Below are 15,794 nucleotides of genomic sequence, written 5' to 3'. Positions count from 1 at the left end.
ATAATGTGAATATCCAAATTTAGGGGGATGTCTATGTCTGTTAGCTATAAAAAATTATGGAAACTGCTCATCGATCGTGATATTAAAAAGAAAGATCTGTGTGTTTCGGCCGGCATCAGCCCATCCTCGCTTGCCAAGCTGGGGAAAAGCGAAAATGTCAATACGGATATTCTCGTAAAAATCTGCAACGCGTTAAATTGCGATGTGTCCGATATCATGGAGGTCAAGCCAGTATCCACAGAAAAGGAGGAATCCGAGAATGAAAAGCACAACTCCTAAGCTGCCCGGAAAGTTCTGCAGGGTGCTCTCCTTTATTCCATGGATCAATTGGCTTTCCGTACTTTATATCGGAATCGTGAATACTAACGCACTGCATATTATCTGCGGGATTGTTTATGCGGTTGTAACCTTCGCGGTCCCATCCACAGCGCCGTTCCTTTGGATTGTCGGGATCGTTCAGTATATTTTTGCTTACAGGAGCATCAGAAAGCGGATGGCTTCGGCCGGGGTGTCTTCCGCCAGTCCGCAAGAAAAGGCCAATATCCATTCCCCATCACCGACGGCCCCCGGCTTTTCCGACATGGTGCTCCAGGGGGAGCCGGAGAAAAAACAAGCCGTTCCCGCAAGGCCGCAGTATTCCGCTTCTACAGTCCGGGTTTCGATCCATGATCCGCATGAAAAGTTCTTTGCGGATATGAAAAGGTTTGCACAGAAGGATGGAAAAGAAGTCCCATTTGTGCCGTTTATGTCTTATTGGCCGACTTACGACAGTATGAACAAAAGCCAGCAGGCATGGTACTTCTACTGGCGTTCTCAGGTCCGCCAGAGAAATTACATTGACACGGATCTGTCGTACATTTTCGTACTGATTTATGAGCTGCTCAGCGGAACCGGATGGGAATCCCCGCGGGACGGCTATGAAAAGCTCAAGCGGGTATGGAACGCCTACCGGGAGAGATTTCCCGCGCTGGACCGTTATCTGGGAGATTGGATATTTGACTTCGCCCGACAGTATGAACTTACAGACTTTTCCCTTTCAGAGCAGGAGAACCCTCACGCATCGCCCTCGGCTAAAACGGATCTGATGATTGCCCGGCATGCGTCCGAGGTTCCATTGAAGCTCTCTTTTTCTCTCATTGACGCGCTGTGCGACTATTCCATCGTCAGCAGCAAGTTCTATAAAGACGGCAATCAGGAACTGATGCGGGAGGCTATCCCTCGGGTTGTGGCTCTTGCCGACGCCGCTCTTCAAAAGAAGACGGGAAAGGGCATCTTGGATACCTATGGTCCGACCCGAGCAAAAAAGCAGGAATACTATGCGTTTGCAAGCGCGGTATGCCCCCAGGCAAATCAAAAAATAGCCTTCACGGTTAAGGGCTATTCCGCTTATCCAAAGTTGCGCGCTTACATCAACGAGCTGGTTCGCTACGGCGAAAACTCGCTGAGAAACCTATGCGGATGCCGGGGCCGTCTTCGCGGGATTACGCTGGACCCGGAAACCTCAAAACTGATCGACAGTTTCCTGACAAAAGAGTATGGCAATCGACAGAGAACCGATTTATCAGAGGAAAAGCCCACGAAGGTCGTCTTGAATTTTGAAAATATTAACACGCTGCGGGAAGAATCGGATGCCGTGCGGGAAGCACTCTCAGTGGAAGAACCAGAATCCAAAGCAGAAAAGGCTTTACTGACCGATGTGAAAGAGGTCACCTCGATTTATCTGGCGCTGTCGCCTGAGACGCGAGGCCTTCTGGACCTCTTGCAGAAAAGCGCATGGGAGGCTCCTTCCCAGCCGGGGGACGAAGCTTTGATTCAGGAGATCAACCGGCAGTCGGAACGATATCTGGGGCGCGCGCTTCTGGTCGTGGAAAATGCCGATATTATCGCAGAGGACGATTACCGGGACGAGCTTGCCTACATTTATGAAAATCCGCCCGCGATACCGGCGGAGGAAGCCCGGACAAAGTGCTTCGACGCATCTCTCCTGCCGGAAGAATTCCGTGACTTTATGGAAGCGCTCTCGCCGGAGCAGGAAAAGGCTCTATTCGCTGTGACCGCGTCCGTTGACTCGCAGCCGGAACTGGAAAAAATCGCAGAGGAAGCGCTGACCATGCCGCAGATTCTTCTGGACGACATTAATGCGGCGGCCATGCAATATCTGGGGGATATTCTGATTGATACCGCCGAGGAATCGCCGCATATTCTGGACGAATACGCGCCGGCTTTGAAAAAATCAATTGCTTAGGGGGAACGTTATCATGCAGACCGTAAAGATCAGCCGCCGGGAATCCGGCGCGCTTCTCAATTCTCTGATTGCCGGAGTCGTGCCGCGCGTCGGGCTTCGGCACATCGCTGTCGGACGGCAGAAAGAGGTAGGCGCTTTTTTACAGGATTTATCCACAATTGAAGACGGAGGCGCGTCTTTCCGCCTTGTGACTGGCCAGTACGGCAGCGGCAAAAGCTTTCTGCTTCAGATGATCCGAAATAATGCCATGGAACGGAATTTCGTTGTCGCGGATGCGGATCTTTCCCCTGAACGCAGGCTGACCGGCACGAAGGGACAGGGCCTGGCAACCTATCGTGAGCTGATGCAGCATCTTTCGATTCTGACACGACCGGAGGGCGGGGCGCTGGAGGCGATTCTGCAGAAATGGATCAGTTCCCTGCAGGCGGCCGTCATTCAGGAAAGCGGCTTGCATCCCGGCGATCCGGGAATGGTTGACGCCGTCAGCGGCAAAATCGCGGCGGTCATGGCAGAGCTTTCCGAAATGGCCTATGGCTTTGCTTTTTCCACGGTGATCGAAGCCTACTGGCGCGGAATGAAAACCGGGCAGGAGGAACAGAAGCAGTCGGCGCTCCGCTGGCTGAGAGGCGAGTACACAACAAAAACGGAAGCGCGGCAGAACCTCTCGGTGGACTGCATCATCGACGACCAGAGCTGGTATGATTTTCTGAAGCTGTTCGCACTGTTCGCGGTAAAGGCGGGCTATCAGGGACTGCTCGTCTTTCTGGACGAGGGCGTCAACCTCTATAAGATTACCAATAAGCAGGCCAGAGACAGCAACTATGAAAAGATCCTGACGATCTTCAACGACACCATGCAAGGCAAAGCTCGGTACATTGGCGTTTTCATGAGCGGAACGCCGCAGTTTGTCTATGACGAACGCAGAGGCTTGTTCAATTATGAAGCACTGCGTTCCCGCCTGGCGGACAATCAGTTCAGTGCAAGCGGCTATACCGATTATTCCGGACCGGTGATCAAGCTCAACCAGCTGACCCCCGAGGAAATCTATCTTCTGCTGGAACGCCTTTGCGAGCTTCACAGCTGCCATTACAATTATACCTGCCCGCTTGGGCAGCGGGAGCTTACCACGTTTCTGAATGCGGTCGTTTCCCGTATGGGAGCGGATCAGCTCCTGACGCCCCGTGAGGTGACAAGGGACTTTCTCGGCCTTTTGAATATCCTCCATCAGAATCCGGAGCTGAGCTTCGATACATTGGTGAATGAGAAGGGCTTTTCCGTCCAGAGCGCCGAGCAGAACCCGGAAGAAGTGCCGGACAAAGAGGACAAGCTTTTTGCGGAATTTGACATATGAGCGGGACCGCGTTCGAGCGCTACGCGCCGTTTATTCAGGAATACATCTACCGGAAACGCTGGACGGACCTGCGCGAGGTACAGACGGAGGCCTGCTCCGCGATTCTTGACACGGACGATCACGTTATTATTGCTTCCGGCACGGCGTCGGGCAAGACGGAAGCTGCTTTTTTCCCCATCCTGACCACTCTGTACCATCACCCGTCGAACTCCGTTGGCGTTTTGTATATTGGGCCGCTGAAAGCCCTGATCAATGACCAGTTCGAGCGGCTGAGCGGTCTATTGGAGGACAGCGGTATCCCGGTCTGGCCGTGGCACGGGGATGTTTCGCAGTCCATGAAGCAGCGCGCACTGAAAGAGGCACAGGGCGTCTTGCAGATTACGCCGGAATCGCTGGAAGCCCTGCTTATGCTTCGTCCGGCAGAGACGGCCCGCCTTTTTGGGGACCTGCGCTTTGTTGTCATCGATGAGATTCACGCCTTTATGGGAACGGATCGCGGACTGCAGGTGCTGTGTCTGCTGGCCAGACTGGAGAAAATCGCGGGCTGCCACCCGAGACGCATCGGCCTGTCCGCCACGCTGAACGACTATGAACCCGCGCTCCGGTATCTGGCGGCTGGGACGAACCGCCATGCGCAAGCCGTTGGTATCAAACATCATGGACGCACGATCTCCCTCTGTGCCGATAGCTTCCTCTTGCCTCACGACCCGGAAGAAGCGGAAAAGGTCATGGAGGAATACAATTCTTTTCTCTATGATAACTGCCATGACAAAAAGTGCCTGATTTTCACGAACAGTAGGGGCAGCGCCGAAAAGGTCATCGCCGACATGAAGGAGATTGCGCGCAAAAAGCATAAAAAAGACGTTTTCTTTGTGCATCACGGCAGCGTTTCCGCCGCGCTGCGGCAGGAAGCGGAAGCCGCCCTGCGTGACCGGGAGGGCCCGACCGTCGCCGCCGCCACGCTGACGCTGGAGTTGGGTATCGACATCGGAGATTTGGATTCCACCATACAGATCGGCGCGCCTTACTCCTGCACCAGCTTTGTCCAGCGTCTGGGACGTTCCGGACGGCGCAGCGGAAAGTCGCAGATGATGTTTCTGGAACTGCTGGAACCGTCGGAACGGAATATTTTTGAACAGCTGCCATGGACGCTTCTGCGGGCGATTGCCATCATCCAGCTTTACCTTGAGGAAAGCTGGGTGGAGCCGTTCACCCTGAAGCCAAAGCCGTTCAGCCTTCTTGCGCATCAGACGCTGAGCACCCTGATGACCTACGGAGAGCTCAGTCCGCCGGAACTAGCCCGGCGCGTCCTGCTTCTTCCCGCCTTCCAGAAGACGATCACCCAGGAGGAATACAGGCTGATTCTTCGCTATATGATTGCTGAGGATTACCTGCAGCGTGTGGAAAACGGGGCAATTATCGTAGGTATCCGTGGCGAGCGGATTACCAACCATTATTCATTCTACGCTGTTTTTCAGGATGAACAGGCTTACCATGTGCAAAGCAAGGAAGGAGAAATCGGCACTCTGGACAGCTGCCCGACAGCGGGAGAGGTTTTCGTTTTGGCCGGACGAACTTGGAAAACGCTTGATGTCGATATGGAGCGGAAAATCGTATATGTCACCCCGGTGAGAAATAACCGGATTCCCAGCTGGAACGGAAGCGGAGGGCATATCCACACCAAGATCGTTCAGAGAATGAAAAAAGTTTTGGAAGAAGACGTCTGCTATCCGTACCTGACACCCAGGGCGCAAAAGGTTTTGGAAGCTGCCCGCTCTATGGCAAGAGAGTCCGGGATGCTGGAAAGCAGCATTCTCCCGTGCGGGGAAAACTCCTTCTATTTCTGCCCATGGGTAGGCTCAATGACAATGAAAACCATCAAGTGCCTGCTCAACTGCGGACTCAAGGAGCCGCTTCAGATCTACTCCGTTTTTGGGGGCGACCATTACCTGCAGATCACCAGCGGCTTTTCAGGGACCGAACTGTTCCGGAGAATGGCGGAGCTGTCCATTGACATGGACGACCCGGACATGGTTTTGCCGGAGAATCAAATCCCACAGGTAGATAAATACGACGCCATGATTCCGGGAGAACTGCTTCGCAGCGCTTTTTTGCATAATGAGCTGGATCTGGAGTCGGCAATTGATGTTTTAAAAGATGTGAAAACCGACAGTTAGTACCGAGGTGATAAAAACAATATGAAATCGGCAATTACTCAGAATACCTATGATGAAGTTTCACGCCTGGTGGAATGCGCCTTAAGCGCTGACACAAAAAAGCAGGCGGAACAATATACAAAGCGGCTGGAGTTTTTACGTTCCTCCGACGGATATGGTGGATACGTAAATTGTGTTTTGGGCGACTTGATCGCGTCGACAAAACGCGCGTCCGGGAAAGTGGCTGACAAGGAAAGATTGAGCAGTTTCGCACGTACTGATCTTTATAAATTGGAAGGTCAGATCAACAATTCTGCCGATAGCGAAAATGCGAACGGCGGGAATTGACGTACAGGCAAAAAGGGAAGCAGTACCATTGTGTACTGCTTCCCTTTTTACAAGAAATTGATTATGGCTTTTTACTCGCCGCACTCGTCATGGTGCTGGTGTTCATGGCATACGCTGCCGGTGGATTTCAGATCACCCTTCAGGTAGCGCTCCGCCGCCGTCCTCGCGTCCCCGGAAGCGCCGGTGACAACCTCGACATCCCGCTCGTTGAAAATATCCACCGCACCCTGTCCCATACCGCCGCTGATAATGACCCTCACGCCCTTATCTGCAAGGAAGTTGGGCAGAAAACCGGGCTTGTGGCCGGGATTGTCCACGGATTCCTCTTTTGTAATCTTGTTGTTTTCCACATCATATAGCATAAAATTGACACAGTGACCGAAATGCTCCGTCACATTTTTGCCTTCGGCGGCAACCGCAATTCTCATCATCATTTTTTCCTCCGATTCATTTAATTTAGATAATTGTAAAGTCTTAACGCTTCTGTAAATACTAATGGGTATAATCGAAATACCTTATAGATTCAGGTAGATCTTTTTGGATCAGATCTTTCATCTTTTTTGCGAAAGGGCAGGGATAGCCAATTGGGTTGCCGCGCTGAATGCATGAGGCAAACACAATTGTATCGGCACCCCGTTTTACGAGTTCCCGTGCACGTAAAACGGCTTTTTTTCCGGGACATCCTCCACAATTGATAAAGCCGATGATTTCAAGTTCCTCTTCTGTGTTCTCAAATGCACCTTTCTTTTCCCGAATAAACTTAAAATCTGTCGTTCCGGGGCAAAAGTCCTCAGTTTGCATGCATCTGATGATTCCAAGTTTCATACGATACCTCCTTTCTCAAACGGCTCATTTTAAAATACTGGCCAGCAGCTCGCCAGCGGCGTCAAACCAGCTTCCGTCAAACAGCTCGATCATTCCGGCGTCACAGGCGGCAGAGATTTTCGGGTCGATTGGCAGCTTTGCCAGCACTTTCAGGCTGTGCTTTTCGGCAATCTCGTCAACATGACTTTCACCGAAAATATGGTAGTCCTTTCCGTTATCCGGGCACCGGAAATAGGACATGTTTTCTACCAGCCCCACCACGGGAATTTTCATCATCTCCGCCATTTTCAGCGCTTTGGAGACGATCATGGACACCAGCTCCTGCGGCGAGGTTACGATAACAATGCCGTCCACGGGGATGGACTGGAAAACCGTCAGGGGAACGTCGCCGGTTCCGGGTGGCATATCAATAAAGAGAAAATCCAAATCGCCCCAAATCACATCTGTCCAGAACTGTTTCACGGTATTGCCGAGAATCGGGCCGCGCCAGATTACCGGATCGGTGTCGTTATCCAAAAGCAGATTGACGGACATAATTGCAATGCCGGTTTTGCTCTGCCTGGGGTACAGCCCTAAATCGCTTCCCTCGGCTTTTCCACGGATGCCAAAGGCTTTGGGAATAGACGGCCCTGTCACGTCCGCGTCCAGTACGCCTACCCGGTATCCCAACCGCTGCATGGTGACCGCCAGCATCGCGCTGACCGAGGATTTTCCGACGCCGCCCTTTCCACTGATAATGCCGATTACTTTTTTGACATGGCTCAGCTCATTAAGCGCCGCTCGAAAATCATGCTTTTCTTCCTTGCGGTCAGCGCAGTCCTCGCCGCAGTTTCCGCAGTTGTTGTCACAATTTTCATTCATATTCTTCACCTCTTACAGATTAATTTCCAATCGGCTTCCTGCCGCTAAGTAGCCGATCTGATTCCCCATCACAGCCTTTAGCCGCAGATAAGCCTCCCGACCGGTACAGTGACAGGTGTAGTACCGCGCGCCGGTTTGCAGAAGCTCCCGCGCCAGTACGTCCACAGCCTCCGGTGCTTCGCTTTTCCCGGAACCGCGGCTGTGAAGATGAAAACCGCCGACCACAATGTCGGGAAAGCGCCCGTGATCCGATTCAAACTGCCGGACAATATTGAGAATCCCACGATGGGCGCATCCTGCAATCAGAAGCGCGCGCCCGTTTTGCCAGATCACGAGATTGTGTTCATGGGAGAAATCGTCCGGTAAAAAGTCTTCGCCCGCTTTCCGGTACAGCTCCGCATTGCCGGAGGGTGCGGGCATCACCTCCCGAACCGCCGAGAACAGCTCCAATTCCTCGTCAATTTTTTGATGCTGCCCGCAGAACACGAAACGTTCATTGGGCAGGAGCGCTGTATCAAGGCCGATATATGCCTTGTTTCCGTCCGGTCGGTCAGCATAATGCGGCTCAAAGGCCTGTTCCCGTACGTACACCTTGGCACGGCTGTTTTTATCCAAAAAGGTTTTCAGCCCCCCGCCGTGGTCATAGTGCCCGTGGGATAAAACGGCAGTGTCCACCACCGAAAGCTTCACGCCCAGCCGGGCAGCATTTTCCGCAAACAGGCCACTGGCTCCGGTATCAAACAGCAGACGGTGCTTTCCCGTTTCCACATACAGACTCAAGCCATGCTCACATCCGAATTCATCCGATGCCGCCGTGTTCTCCGACAGCACTTTTATGATCATGCTGTTTCGCCTCCTTCCAAAGCAGTTCCATCACATTTTCATAGACCTTTCTTACCGCCCGGCCGGAGGGAATGTCCAGCTCCGCGATGCTTTTGCCGCTGTTAATCGCTTTCACCGCCTCTGCGTCAAAGGGGATTACCCCGGCAAAGGGAATCCCCCTTGCCCGGCAAAATGAGAGTATCTCCTCCGTTTTAGCAGGATTGACATCGGCCTTGTTGACGCACACCGCTGTTATTACGTGAAAGGACTCCGCCGTTTTCACAATGCGCTCCATATCACTGATGCCGGAGAGGGACGGCTCCGCCACGATCAGCACCATGTCTACGCCGCTGATGGAGGCGATCACCGGGCAGCCGATGCCGGGGGAGCCGTCGATCACCGCCAGCTCCACGTCTTCGGTGGCAGAACCCATCCGGCGCTTCACCTCGGTGACCAGCTTTCCCGAGGTGCCGCTGCCTATACTTAGCTTCGCCGTAGAGAAAACATGCATATCACCCCTGTACAGTGCCAGTTCTCCCGCTATGGCAGGCTCCATGAAAACAGCGCCTGCCGGACAGACCGCCGCGCAGACCCCGCAGCCCTCGCAAGCAAAGGGTTTCACCCGAAACGGGGTTCCGGCTTTGATCGCGTCAAAACGGCAATGTGAAAGGCACTCGCCGCAGCCGATACATTTGGCGGTATTAATACGGGCTTTGGGCATTCCAAAGTAGTCGGATCGCTGGGGGGCACTGCTCCAATGGGAAATCAGATGCAGGTTCGGCGCGTCCACATCGCAGTCGGCATAGGCTTTTGCCTTTGAAAGAGAAATAAATGCCCCGGCGACGGTGGTTTTCCCCGTGCCGCCCTTACCGCTAAGAATCAGAAGCTGCTTCATGCTGTGCCTCCTTTCCGATCCGCTCAAGCAGGGAGCCAAAGAGTTCCCGGTACCGTTGGTTTTCCCGCGCGGCAATGTTTCCTTCCGAGTTCAGCGCGCCCAGCTCGGGATCAAACGGGATGCGACCGAGAATGGGAACTTGATGCTCCAGACAGAATGCCTCCGAAGGATTTTCGCCTTCCTGACATTTGTTCAGCACCGCGCCGAAGGGCTTACGGAACAACGTCACCAGCTCATAAACCATGGCCAGATTGTGCGCGCCGAATACGGTAGGCTCCGCCACCAGAACACAGAAATCCGCGTCCTTAATGCTTTCCATCACGGCGCAGGCGCTACCGGGCGGGCAGTCGATGAAAACGGGGCGTTCTCCGCCGCTTGGAATTTTCCCCAGCAGGTGCTTAATTACCGGAATGCCGGAGGCTTCCCCAATGTTCAGCCGCCCGGTAAACACGTCTACATGGCCCGATCTGCCAGAGGAAACCGTTCCCACCGCCTTGTCCATCTCCCGGATCGCCCCGGCGGGACAGAGCAGGGCGCACCCGCCGCAGGAATGGCATACCTCGTCAAACAGCATCGGATGATTGTCTGCAAAGGCCAGCGCGTGAAACGCGCAGAACTCCACGCATTTCCGGCAGCCGGTGCAAAGGTCCGTATCAATTTGGGGAATTTTGACCGCAACAGTTTCTTCCCCCGGCTTCTCGGGCTTAAAAAACAGATGGCCGTTGGGTTCTTCCACGTCGCAGTCTAGATACACCGCTTCACCGGCCGCCGCCGCGAGGTTGACCGACACCAGCGTTTTTCCCGTGCCGCCCTTACCGCTGAGCACCGCGACGGTCAGAGGCTTATCCGCCATGACCGTGAAAGCCCGCGTGGAACTCCGAAAGCGGCGAAAGCTTTCCCTCAATCAGTGCATCAATATTTTTCTTCGCCGTTCCGTCCACGGAGCGGTAAACTTTTATATTTGCGCTGCTTAGTACCTTTTCCGCGTTTTCCCCGCACCGGGGCGTGATTAAAGTATCCGCGCCACTGTCCGCCAGAAGCTGAGCCGCGGCAATCCCCGCCCCACCAGAGCTTTCCGCCGCGCTGTTGGCAATCCATTTGCTCTCATTCGTATTTGTATCATAGAGCAGGAAATACGGCGCGCGTCCAAAAGACGGACATACGCCGGATTCCAGTTTCTGCTCATTCATGGGAATCGTGATTTTCATGAGTGTCCTCCATTTCGTTTTTCATATCTGCAAAGTGCCTGCCGCACCGGTGACGGCGACACCCGGTTCCGCCGCAGCCGCGCCCCTGCCCGTCGCAAAGGCGGTATTCGCCGCCTTCGATCAACAGCACCTTGCCATTTACCAGCGACTGTGCCAGCTTTTTCCGGGCGCTGTCGTAAATTCCCTGCACCGTGGTGCGGGAAATATCCATCTGCACCGCGCATTGCTCCTGCGTAAATCCGTCCACATCAATCAGCCGTATAGACTCAAATTCATCGACCGTCATAATAACGGTATCGTTCGACGGAACGTCCAACGGACCAAACCGGCTGCTTTCAGGGAGGCAGCAGACCTTTCTCCACTTTCTTGGTCTTGGCATCGTTTCACCTCGTTTCAAAGCAGAAATGACCGGAGCGTCCCCCGGTTGTTTCTGCTTGCCTTACAGACTTTCCAGCTGCCTGTCAATGTCCGCAAGACGGTTCTTTAGCGTGTTCTTCTGCAACTGAAGAAGTTCTTTGCGATGATTCGCCGTCATTTCCTCATCGGCAGAAAACATCCGAAAGCCGCGGCCAAAGCCTCTCCTGCAGGCCATACCGAGTCCAAGACCAAGTCTGGCACCTCGGGCGAGATTTCCAGCCCCGGAGCAGAGGCCAAGGCCCCTTCCGGTCATTGCGCCGGCACCCATAGGGCCGGTTCCGTTTCTTCCTGGCATTTTGTTCACCTCCTTATAGTTTCGGACATATGTCGCTTACAAAACTATTATAACCAGTTTCGGGCATATGTCAACAATAAGGACGAAAATTTTGAAGCGGGCGGCAGAATTCAGAATTCATGCAATGCACATTACGCTTACATGGAGAAGTGTAGAAAGAATAACAGTAAAAACCATGATGCGTGGTATGCACAAGCCCTGAAAAGGCATAGTACTAGCATCGTCTCAAGACGTCGAACGACTGTCAACCTCATTACACGTCTTACAGCCGATTAACGGGCAACCTTCGCGAGTCCTATTCCTACGCAAGTAATGTGATTGTCAGTTTCTCCGTTTCGATACGAAATAACGAAAATACTGTAAGCGTTTGGTTTCACCAGCAAAGCAGGTGGTTTTATGCGCTGAAGCCACAATCAAAAGGTCGACAGTTCTTTATAAGCTGTCGACCTTCTAATTCTATCTCTATTCTAACGATTCGGCTAATTTCAAAATCTTAGTTTCAATTGACTGAATTTCAGAAAGAAATTCTTCATCACTTTTCCCTGTCGGATCGGGCAGTCCCCAATCCTCACGGCGCTTACACGGCAGATACGGACATTCCACACTGCAGCCCATTGTAACAACCACATCCACGGGAGGGAGTGCCTTAAGCAGCTTCGGACGCTGATTTTGTTCCATATCAATTCCATAGAGTTGCTTCATAAGGCGAACCGCATCGGGGTTTATGCGGTCTTTAAGTTCCGTGCCAGCGGAATAGCTTTCAAAGATATCGGCGGCAAGGTGCTTTCCCAGTGCCTCGGCGATCTGACTTCGACAAGAGTTATGGACGCAGATAAAGGCTACCTTTGATTTACTCATCTAAAACCGTCCTACTAAAATTCATCTGACTTTTTGCAGAATCTTCACAACTTCCTCGGTCTTTAATACCTTGCCGTAAGAAACTACCTTTTCGTCTATCACAAGGGCGGGTGTTGACATTACGCCATAGGCTGCGATCTGTGAGAAATCGGTCACATGGTCAATCGTCGTATCCATGCCGAGTTGCTCCAGCGCTGCTTTGGTAGCCGCTTCAAGCTGGTTGCATTTTGCGCATCCGCTTCCAAGTACCTTCACGCTCGCACCCTCGGTTTTAGCGTTTTCAGCCTTTGTCATGCTTTCCGCATCGCAGTTTCCTCCGCAGCAGCAAGAGGACGTTTCTTCCTTTTTCTTTCCAAACAGTGACATATTCATTACGCTCCTTTATCAATTGATGTTACTGGTTAGCAGCAATTGCTCCCGCAGGAACATGCTGATTTACTGGCTTTCCCCTCATAAAAAGTTTTCAGATTGTCCGGCAGTTTATAGTCGCCGCAGGAACAATCACCTGTTGTTCCAAATATGGTTTTCAGAATTGCCTCGGCAAGCATCTCTTTGGGAGGCACTTCATAACTTTCCCTATTGTATTCAAATATTCGGCAGTCAACATCAGTTCCGCTGATTTCGCTGCAGCATCCGCAACTGTTCTCTTTCACAAACCCGCAAATATCCTGACCGTTTACACGGATCGTCGGAGAGGAAAGAAACCTAAACCGTTCGGCAAACTCCGCCGTCTTCATCTCGATCTTGTTATACTCAATATCAAAACCGGCAAGCCGCAGCGCGGGGGTAAGCGTCTCCATTACTTCATCAAGCACAGTGTCCGTTCCGATGCAGCGGTTACAGGTATGCAAATCAAGATAGAGATACTCAACGACAATCTTCTTTTCAGAAGATGTGTCGCATCCGCAGGAACAGCCGTCTCCCTCAGATTCCTGTGCGCCGTTCGGCGGTGTCCAGCCGGTATCGTCGCCAACAAAGGTAATCGCACCAACCGGACAGCTGTTCCCGCAGCCGTGACAATGGTCAATGCAGGCCTCCGGATTTTTTATGACGGGTGACGGAGCCTTTGAGGGATCATAGACACCGTGAGGACACGTTGCACTACAGGTGCCGCACTCCGCGCAGGTGAGATAATCAATAACTGGATACCATGTCTTTGCCATAATACTTTCCTCCCTATATGATAAATGCCTGAATCGTGTTAAAGAAGTAGCCTACAAGAATAATGCCTATGGTACAGATACCGATGAACAGCGCCAGCAGCTTCGGCTTGACTGCTTTGCGGAGCATGATCATGGACGGCAGTGACAGCGTGGTAACGGCCATCATAAATGAAAGTATCGTGCCAAGCTGCGCCCCTTTGTATAACAGTGCCTCCGCAATCGGAATGGTGCCAAAGATGTCGGCGTACATTGGAACACCGATCAGGGTTGCCAGAACAACGCCAAAGGGATTTTTGCTTCCCAGAACAAGTGAAACCCATTCTTCAGGAATCCAGTTGTGGATAATTGCACCGATGCCCACGCCTATTAAAATATAGGGAAACACCTTTTTGAAGGTGGACAACATCTGCTCCTTAGCATAAACCAACCGGTCTTTTTTGGTCAGGTCCGGCGATTCAATGTCCACGCTGCCCGCTGACAGGATAAAGCTCTCAACATACCGTTCCATATGCAGCTTCTCAATAATCGTGCCTCCGACGACTGCGACGATTAGACCAACAATTACATAAATAATTGCTACCTTTGCGCCGAAAATGCTCATCAGCAGAAGCAGCGATCCGAGATCCACCATTGGGGAAGATATCAGGAACGAAAACGTTACCCCAACCGGAAGCCCTGCGGATGTAAACCCAATGAACAGCGGTATAGAGGAACAAGAGCAGAATGGTGTTACCGTACCAAGGAGCGCCGAAATGCAGTTTGCCCAAACACCATGGAAACGACCGAGAATCCGTTTACTGCGCTCCGGTGGGAAGTAACTTTGGATATAACTGATGAGAAAAATCAGCGAGCACAGAAGTATCGTAATTTTAATAACATCGTACAAGAAAAATTCAATGCTCCCGCCCAGCCGTGCCGACGTATCAAGTCCAATAGCGGATAGGCCTCTTCCAATCAGCCCATCCAGCCACTTCATGGCAAGGATCTGATACTGGAAGAAATCCCAAATTGCTTTTAGCATTTGCACTGGATAAAAACCTCACTTTCGATAAAAGGACAATCACATCAAATTATTTTGATGTATTCAGTTCTTAAAAAGCCATCGTCAGGATGGCTTTTTCGATGCGCAACAGATTTTTTCTTCTGTAACTGCGTTCGGCTTTGTCAGTTTTTTGAGTAGAGTACCGGCATAGGCGCTGCCTTTTTCACTAATTTTGTAATGCGTCCACTTGCCTTCCTGCCGACTCTCCACAATACCCGATTCAACCAGAATCTTCATGTGATAGGAAAGCCCCGACTGCCCCAAGTCTAACTGTTCCAACAGAACGCAAGCGCATTTTTCCCCTTCGCGCAAAAGCTCAAGTATTCTAAGGCGTTTTTCGTCGCAAAATGCTTTGAACACTTTTGCTTGTTCTTCATAAATGGTTGCCAAATTATCGCCTCATATCAAAATTATTTGATATGTTATTAGTATATGCGTCAAATCAAGTTTTGTCAATATAAAGATGTTCCTTTTTGATTAATACCATCTTTTTACAAACTTGTAAGCAATTATGCACAAGGTATTCTCTACTGTAGTTCGTCAAAAAGGCCTATGCTTCTTATGGGCAACGACGCCAACTACAACTACAGGTAAAATATAAAATAATTTACAGGGGTATATCTGTGGACAACCATGCTCACAGGTACGATTCTGTTTTATTGTTTGCGGCTATACCACGCTGTCGGGCTCCGCCGCTTGTTCTTCATTTCTGGATTTCAACAATTACGTAATGAAGGACAGGCCCTATGGCGAAGTATCCGCAGCGGAAACGTAATTACCATGAACACTGAAAAAGACGATACGGATACATTTGCCGCCGCGCGTAAAGGGATTAAAAGGGGCTACCGCATTTTCCACATTTATTGCGGGACGGGCGGTAGGCTGGAGCATACGGTTGCCAATATGCAGTTGCTGGCATATCTGGCGCAGAGCAACAGGAAAGGCTTCCTATTTGATCAGGACAGAATCATCACCGCGATTACGAATAGCAGCATGAAATTCCACCAGCACCCTACCGGCTACGTTTCCGTGTTCTCACATTCGGAAAATTCGACGGGGGTATTTCTCAAAGGGCTGAAATATGAGCTTGATAATGCTACTTTGACAAACACCTCCCCCATTGGCGTGAGTAACGAGTTTATCGGAAAAGAAAGCATAATCACCGTAGAAACCGGCACATTGCTTATTGTGTTTCCACGCGAAATAAAGACTAACTATTAAAAGTCAAGTCCCAAAATGAGGAGGGATGCAAAAAGGCCAGATAGTTCAAAAAGGATATAGCAAAGCAGACGTCCGTCAAGCCGCCAT

At 51.5% G+C, this 15,794-nt stretch carries 20 protein-coding genes; 6 read left to right on the top strand and 14 right to left on the bottom strand.

What is annotated here, in order from left to right; translation table 11 throughout:
- The first annotated feature begins 33 nt into the window (after nt 1-33).
- From VXK30_RS05785 to VXK30_RS05765, 5 genes are read left to right on the top strand one after another with little or no spacing between them, the layout of a single operon-like run.
- Complete coding sequence (locus VXK30_RS05785) at nt 34-279, top strand: helix-turn-helix domain-containing protein (protein WP_275717853.1); 246 nt, start codon at nt 34-36, stop codon at nt 277-279.
- Nucleotides 260-2,245: a TerB N-terminal domain-containing protein gene (locus tag VXK30_RS05780; RefSeq protein ID WP_275717854.1), complete on the top strand. Its 1,986-nt coding sequence runs from the start codon at nt 260-262 to the stop codon at nt 2,243-2,245. The genes VXK30_RS05785 and VXK30_RS05780 overlap by 20 nt, the downstream gene beginning before the upstream one ends.
- A gap of 13 nt (nt 2,246-2,258) precedes the next feature.
- Entirely contained in the window at nt 2,259-3,596 is a 1,338-nt protein-coding gene (locus tag VXK30_RS05775; RefSeq protein ID WP_275717855.1) for an ATP-binding protein, read from the top strand.
- Nucleotides 3,593-5,773, top strand: a complete 2,181-nt coding sequence (locus tag VXK30_RS05770; RefSeq protein WP_275717856.1) for a DEAD/DEAH box helicase — start codon at nt 3,593-3,595, stop codon at nt 5,771-5,773. Before VXK30_RS05775 ends, VXK30_RS05770 begins: the two co-directional genes overlap by 4 nt.
- Nucleotides 5,774-5,794: 21 nt before the next feature.
- Nucleotides 5,795-6,100 carry a hypothetical protein gene (locus VXK30_RS05765; RefSeq protein ID WP_275717857.1) on the top strand — a complete coding sequence of 102 codons (306 nt, stop codon included), beginning with the start codon at nt 5,795-5,797 and terminating at the stop codon, nt 6,098-6,100.
- A gap of 71 nt (nt 6,101-6,171) precedes the next feature.
- On the opposite strand, the gene VXK30_RS05760 is transcribed toward VXK30_RS05765, so the two are convergent.
- From VXK30_RS05760 to VXK30_RS05695, 14 genes are all read right to left on the bottom strand, one after another.
- Nucleotides 6,172-6,531: a NifB/NifX family molybdenum-iron cluster-binding protein gene (locus VXK30_RS05760; protein WP_275717872.1), complete on the bottom strand. Its 360-nt coding sequence runs from the start codon at nt 6,529-6,531 to the stop codon at nt 6,172-6,174.
- 61 nt (nt 6,532-6,592) lie between these two features.
- Complete coding sequence (locus VXK30_RS05755; RefSeq protein WP_275717858.1) at nt 6,593-6,925, bottom strand: CGGC domain-containing protein; 333 nt, start codon at nt 6,923-6,925, stop codon at nt 6,593-6,595.
- A gap of 24 nt (nt 6,926-6,949) precedes the next feature.
- Nucleotides 6,950-7,786: an Mrp/NBP35 family ATP-binding protein gene (locus VXK30_RS05750; protein WP_275717859.1), complete on the bottom strand. Its 837-nt coding sequence runs from the start codon at nt 7,784-7,786 to the stop codon at nt 6,950-6,952.
- A 12-nt stretch (nt 7,787-7,798) separates the two neighbouring features.
- Entirely contained in the window at nt 7,799-8,629 is an 831-nt protein-coding gene (locus VXK30_RS05745; RefSeq protein WP_275717860.1) for an MBL fold metallo-hydrolase, read from the bottom strand.
- Nucleotides 8,586-9,503, bottom strand: a complete 918-nt coding sequence (locus VXK30_RS05740; protein ID WP_275717861.1) for an ATP-binding protein — start codon at nt 9,501-9,503, stop codon at nt 8,586-8,588. Before VXK30_RS05740 ends, VXK30_RS05745 begins: the two co-directional genes overlap by 44 nt.
- Nucleotides 9,481-10,356, bottom strand: a complete 876-nt coding sequence (locus VXK30_RS05735; RefSeq protein WP_275717862.1) for an ATP-binding protein — start codon at nt 10,354-10,356, stop codon at nt 9,481-9,483. The genes VXK30_RS05740 and VXK30_RS05735 overlap by 23 nt, the downstream gene beginning before the upstream one ends.
- On the bottom strand, nt 10,346-10,711 hold the full coding sequence (locus VXK30_RS05730; RefSeq protein WP_275717863.1) for a NifB/NifX family molybdenum-iron cluster-binding protein: 366 nt from the start codon (nt 10,709-10,711) through the stop codon (nt 10,346-10,348). The genes VXK30_RS05735 and VXK30_RS05730 overlap by 11 nt, the downstream gene beginning before the upstream one ends.
- On the bottom strand, nt 10,686-11,090 hold the full coding sequence (locus tag VXK30_RS05725; RefSeq protein WP_275717864.1) for a DUF134 domain-containing protein: 405 nt from the start codon (nt 11,088-11,090) through the stop codon (nt 10,686-10,688). Before VXK30_RS05725 ends, VXK30_RS05730 begins: the two co-directional genes overlap by 26 nt.
- Before the next feature lie 60 nt (nt 11,091-11,150).
- On the bottom strand, nt 11,151-11,423 hold the full coding sequence (locus VXK30_RS05720) for a DUF5320 domain-containing protein (RefSeq protein ID WP_275717865.1): 273 nt from the start codon (nt 11,421-11,423) through the stop codon (nt 11,151-11,153).
- Between the two features lie 462 nt (nt 11,424-11,885).
- Nucleotides 11,886-12,281, bottom strand: coding sequence for an arsenate reductase ArsC (locus tag VXK30_RS05715; protein ID WP_275717866.1), 396 nt, complete (start codon nt 12,279-12,281; stop codon nt 11,886-11,888).
- A 21-nt stretch (nt 12,282-12,302) separates the two neighbouring features.
- A complete protein-coding gene (locus tag VXK30_RS05710; protein ID WP_275717867.1) occupies nt 12,303-12,647 on the bottom strand; it encodes a thioredoxin family protein in 345 nt (114 codons plus the stop codon).
- 35 nt (nt 12,648-12,682) lie between these two features.
- The gene (locus VXK30_RS05705) at nt 12,683-13,444 is read right to left on the bottom strand and encodes a DUF2703 domain-containing protein (protein WP_275717868.1); all 762 of its coding nucleotides are present in this window, start codon (nt 13,442-13,444) and stop codon (nt 12,683-12,685) included.
- Between the two features lie 13 nt (nt 13,445-13,457).
- Nucleotides 13,458-14,465 (bottom strand): permease, encoded by a 1,008-nt coding sequence (locus VXK30_RS05700; RefSeq protein ID WP_442868024.1) that lies wholly within the window; start codon nt 14,463-14,465, stop codon nt 13,458-13,460.
- Between the two features lie 84 nt (nt 14,466-14,549).
- Complete coding sequence (locus VXK30_RS05695) at nt 14,550-14,876, bottom strand: ArsR/SmtB family transcription factor (RefSeq protein WP_275717870.1); 327 nt, start codon at nt 14,874-14,876, stop codon at nt 14,550-14,552.
- 243 nt (nt 14,877-15,119) lie between these two features.
- On the opposite strand from VXK30_RS05695, the gene VXK30_RS05690 reads away from it, so the two are divergent.
- Nucleotides 15,120-15,707 carry a thiamine diphosphokinase gene (locus tag VXK30_RS05690; RefSeq protein ID WP_329494303.1) on the top strand — a complete coding sequence of 196 codons (588 nt, stop codon included), beginning with the start codon at nt 15,120-15,122 and terminating at the stop codon, nt 15,705-15,707.
- Nucleotides 15,708-15,794 lie beyond the last annotated feature (87 nt).

It is taken from the genome of Caproiciproducens sp. CPB-2 (assembly GCF_036287215.1).
Lineage (GTDB): Bacteria > Bacillota > Clostridia > Oscillospirales > Acutalibacteraceae > Caproiciproducens.
Note: the sequence above shows the minus strand (reverse complement) of the source record. Positions and strands in the feature narration are given on the sequence as shown.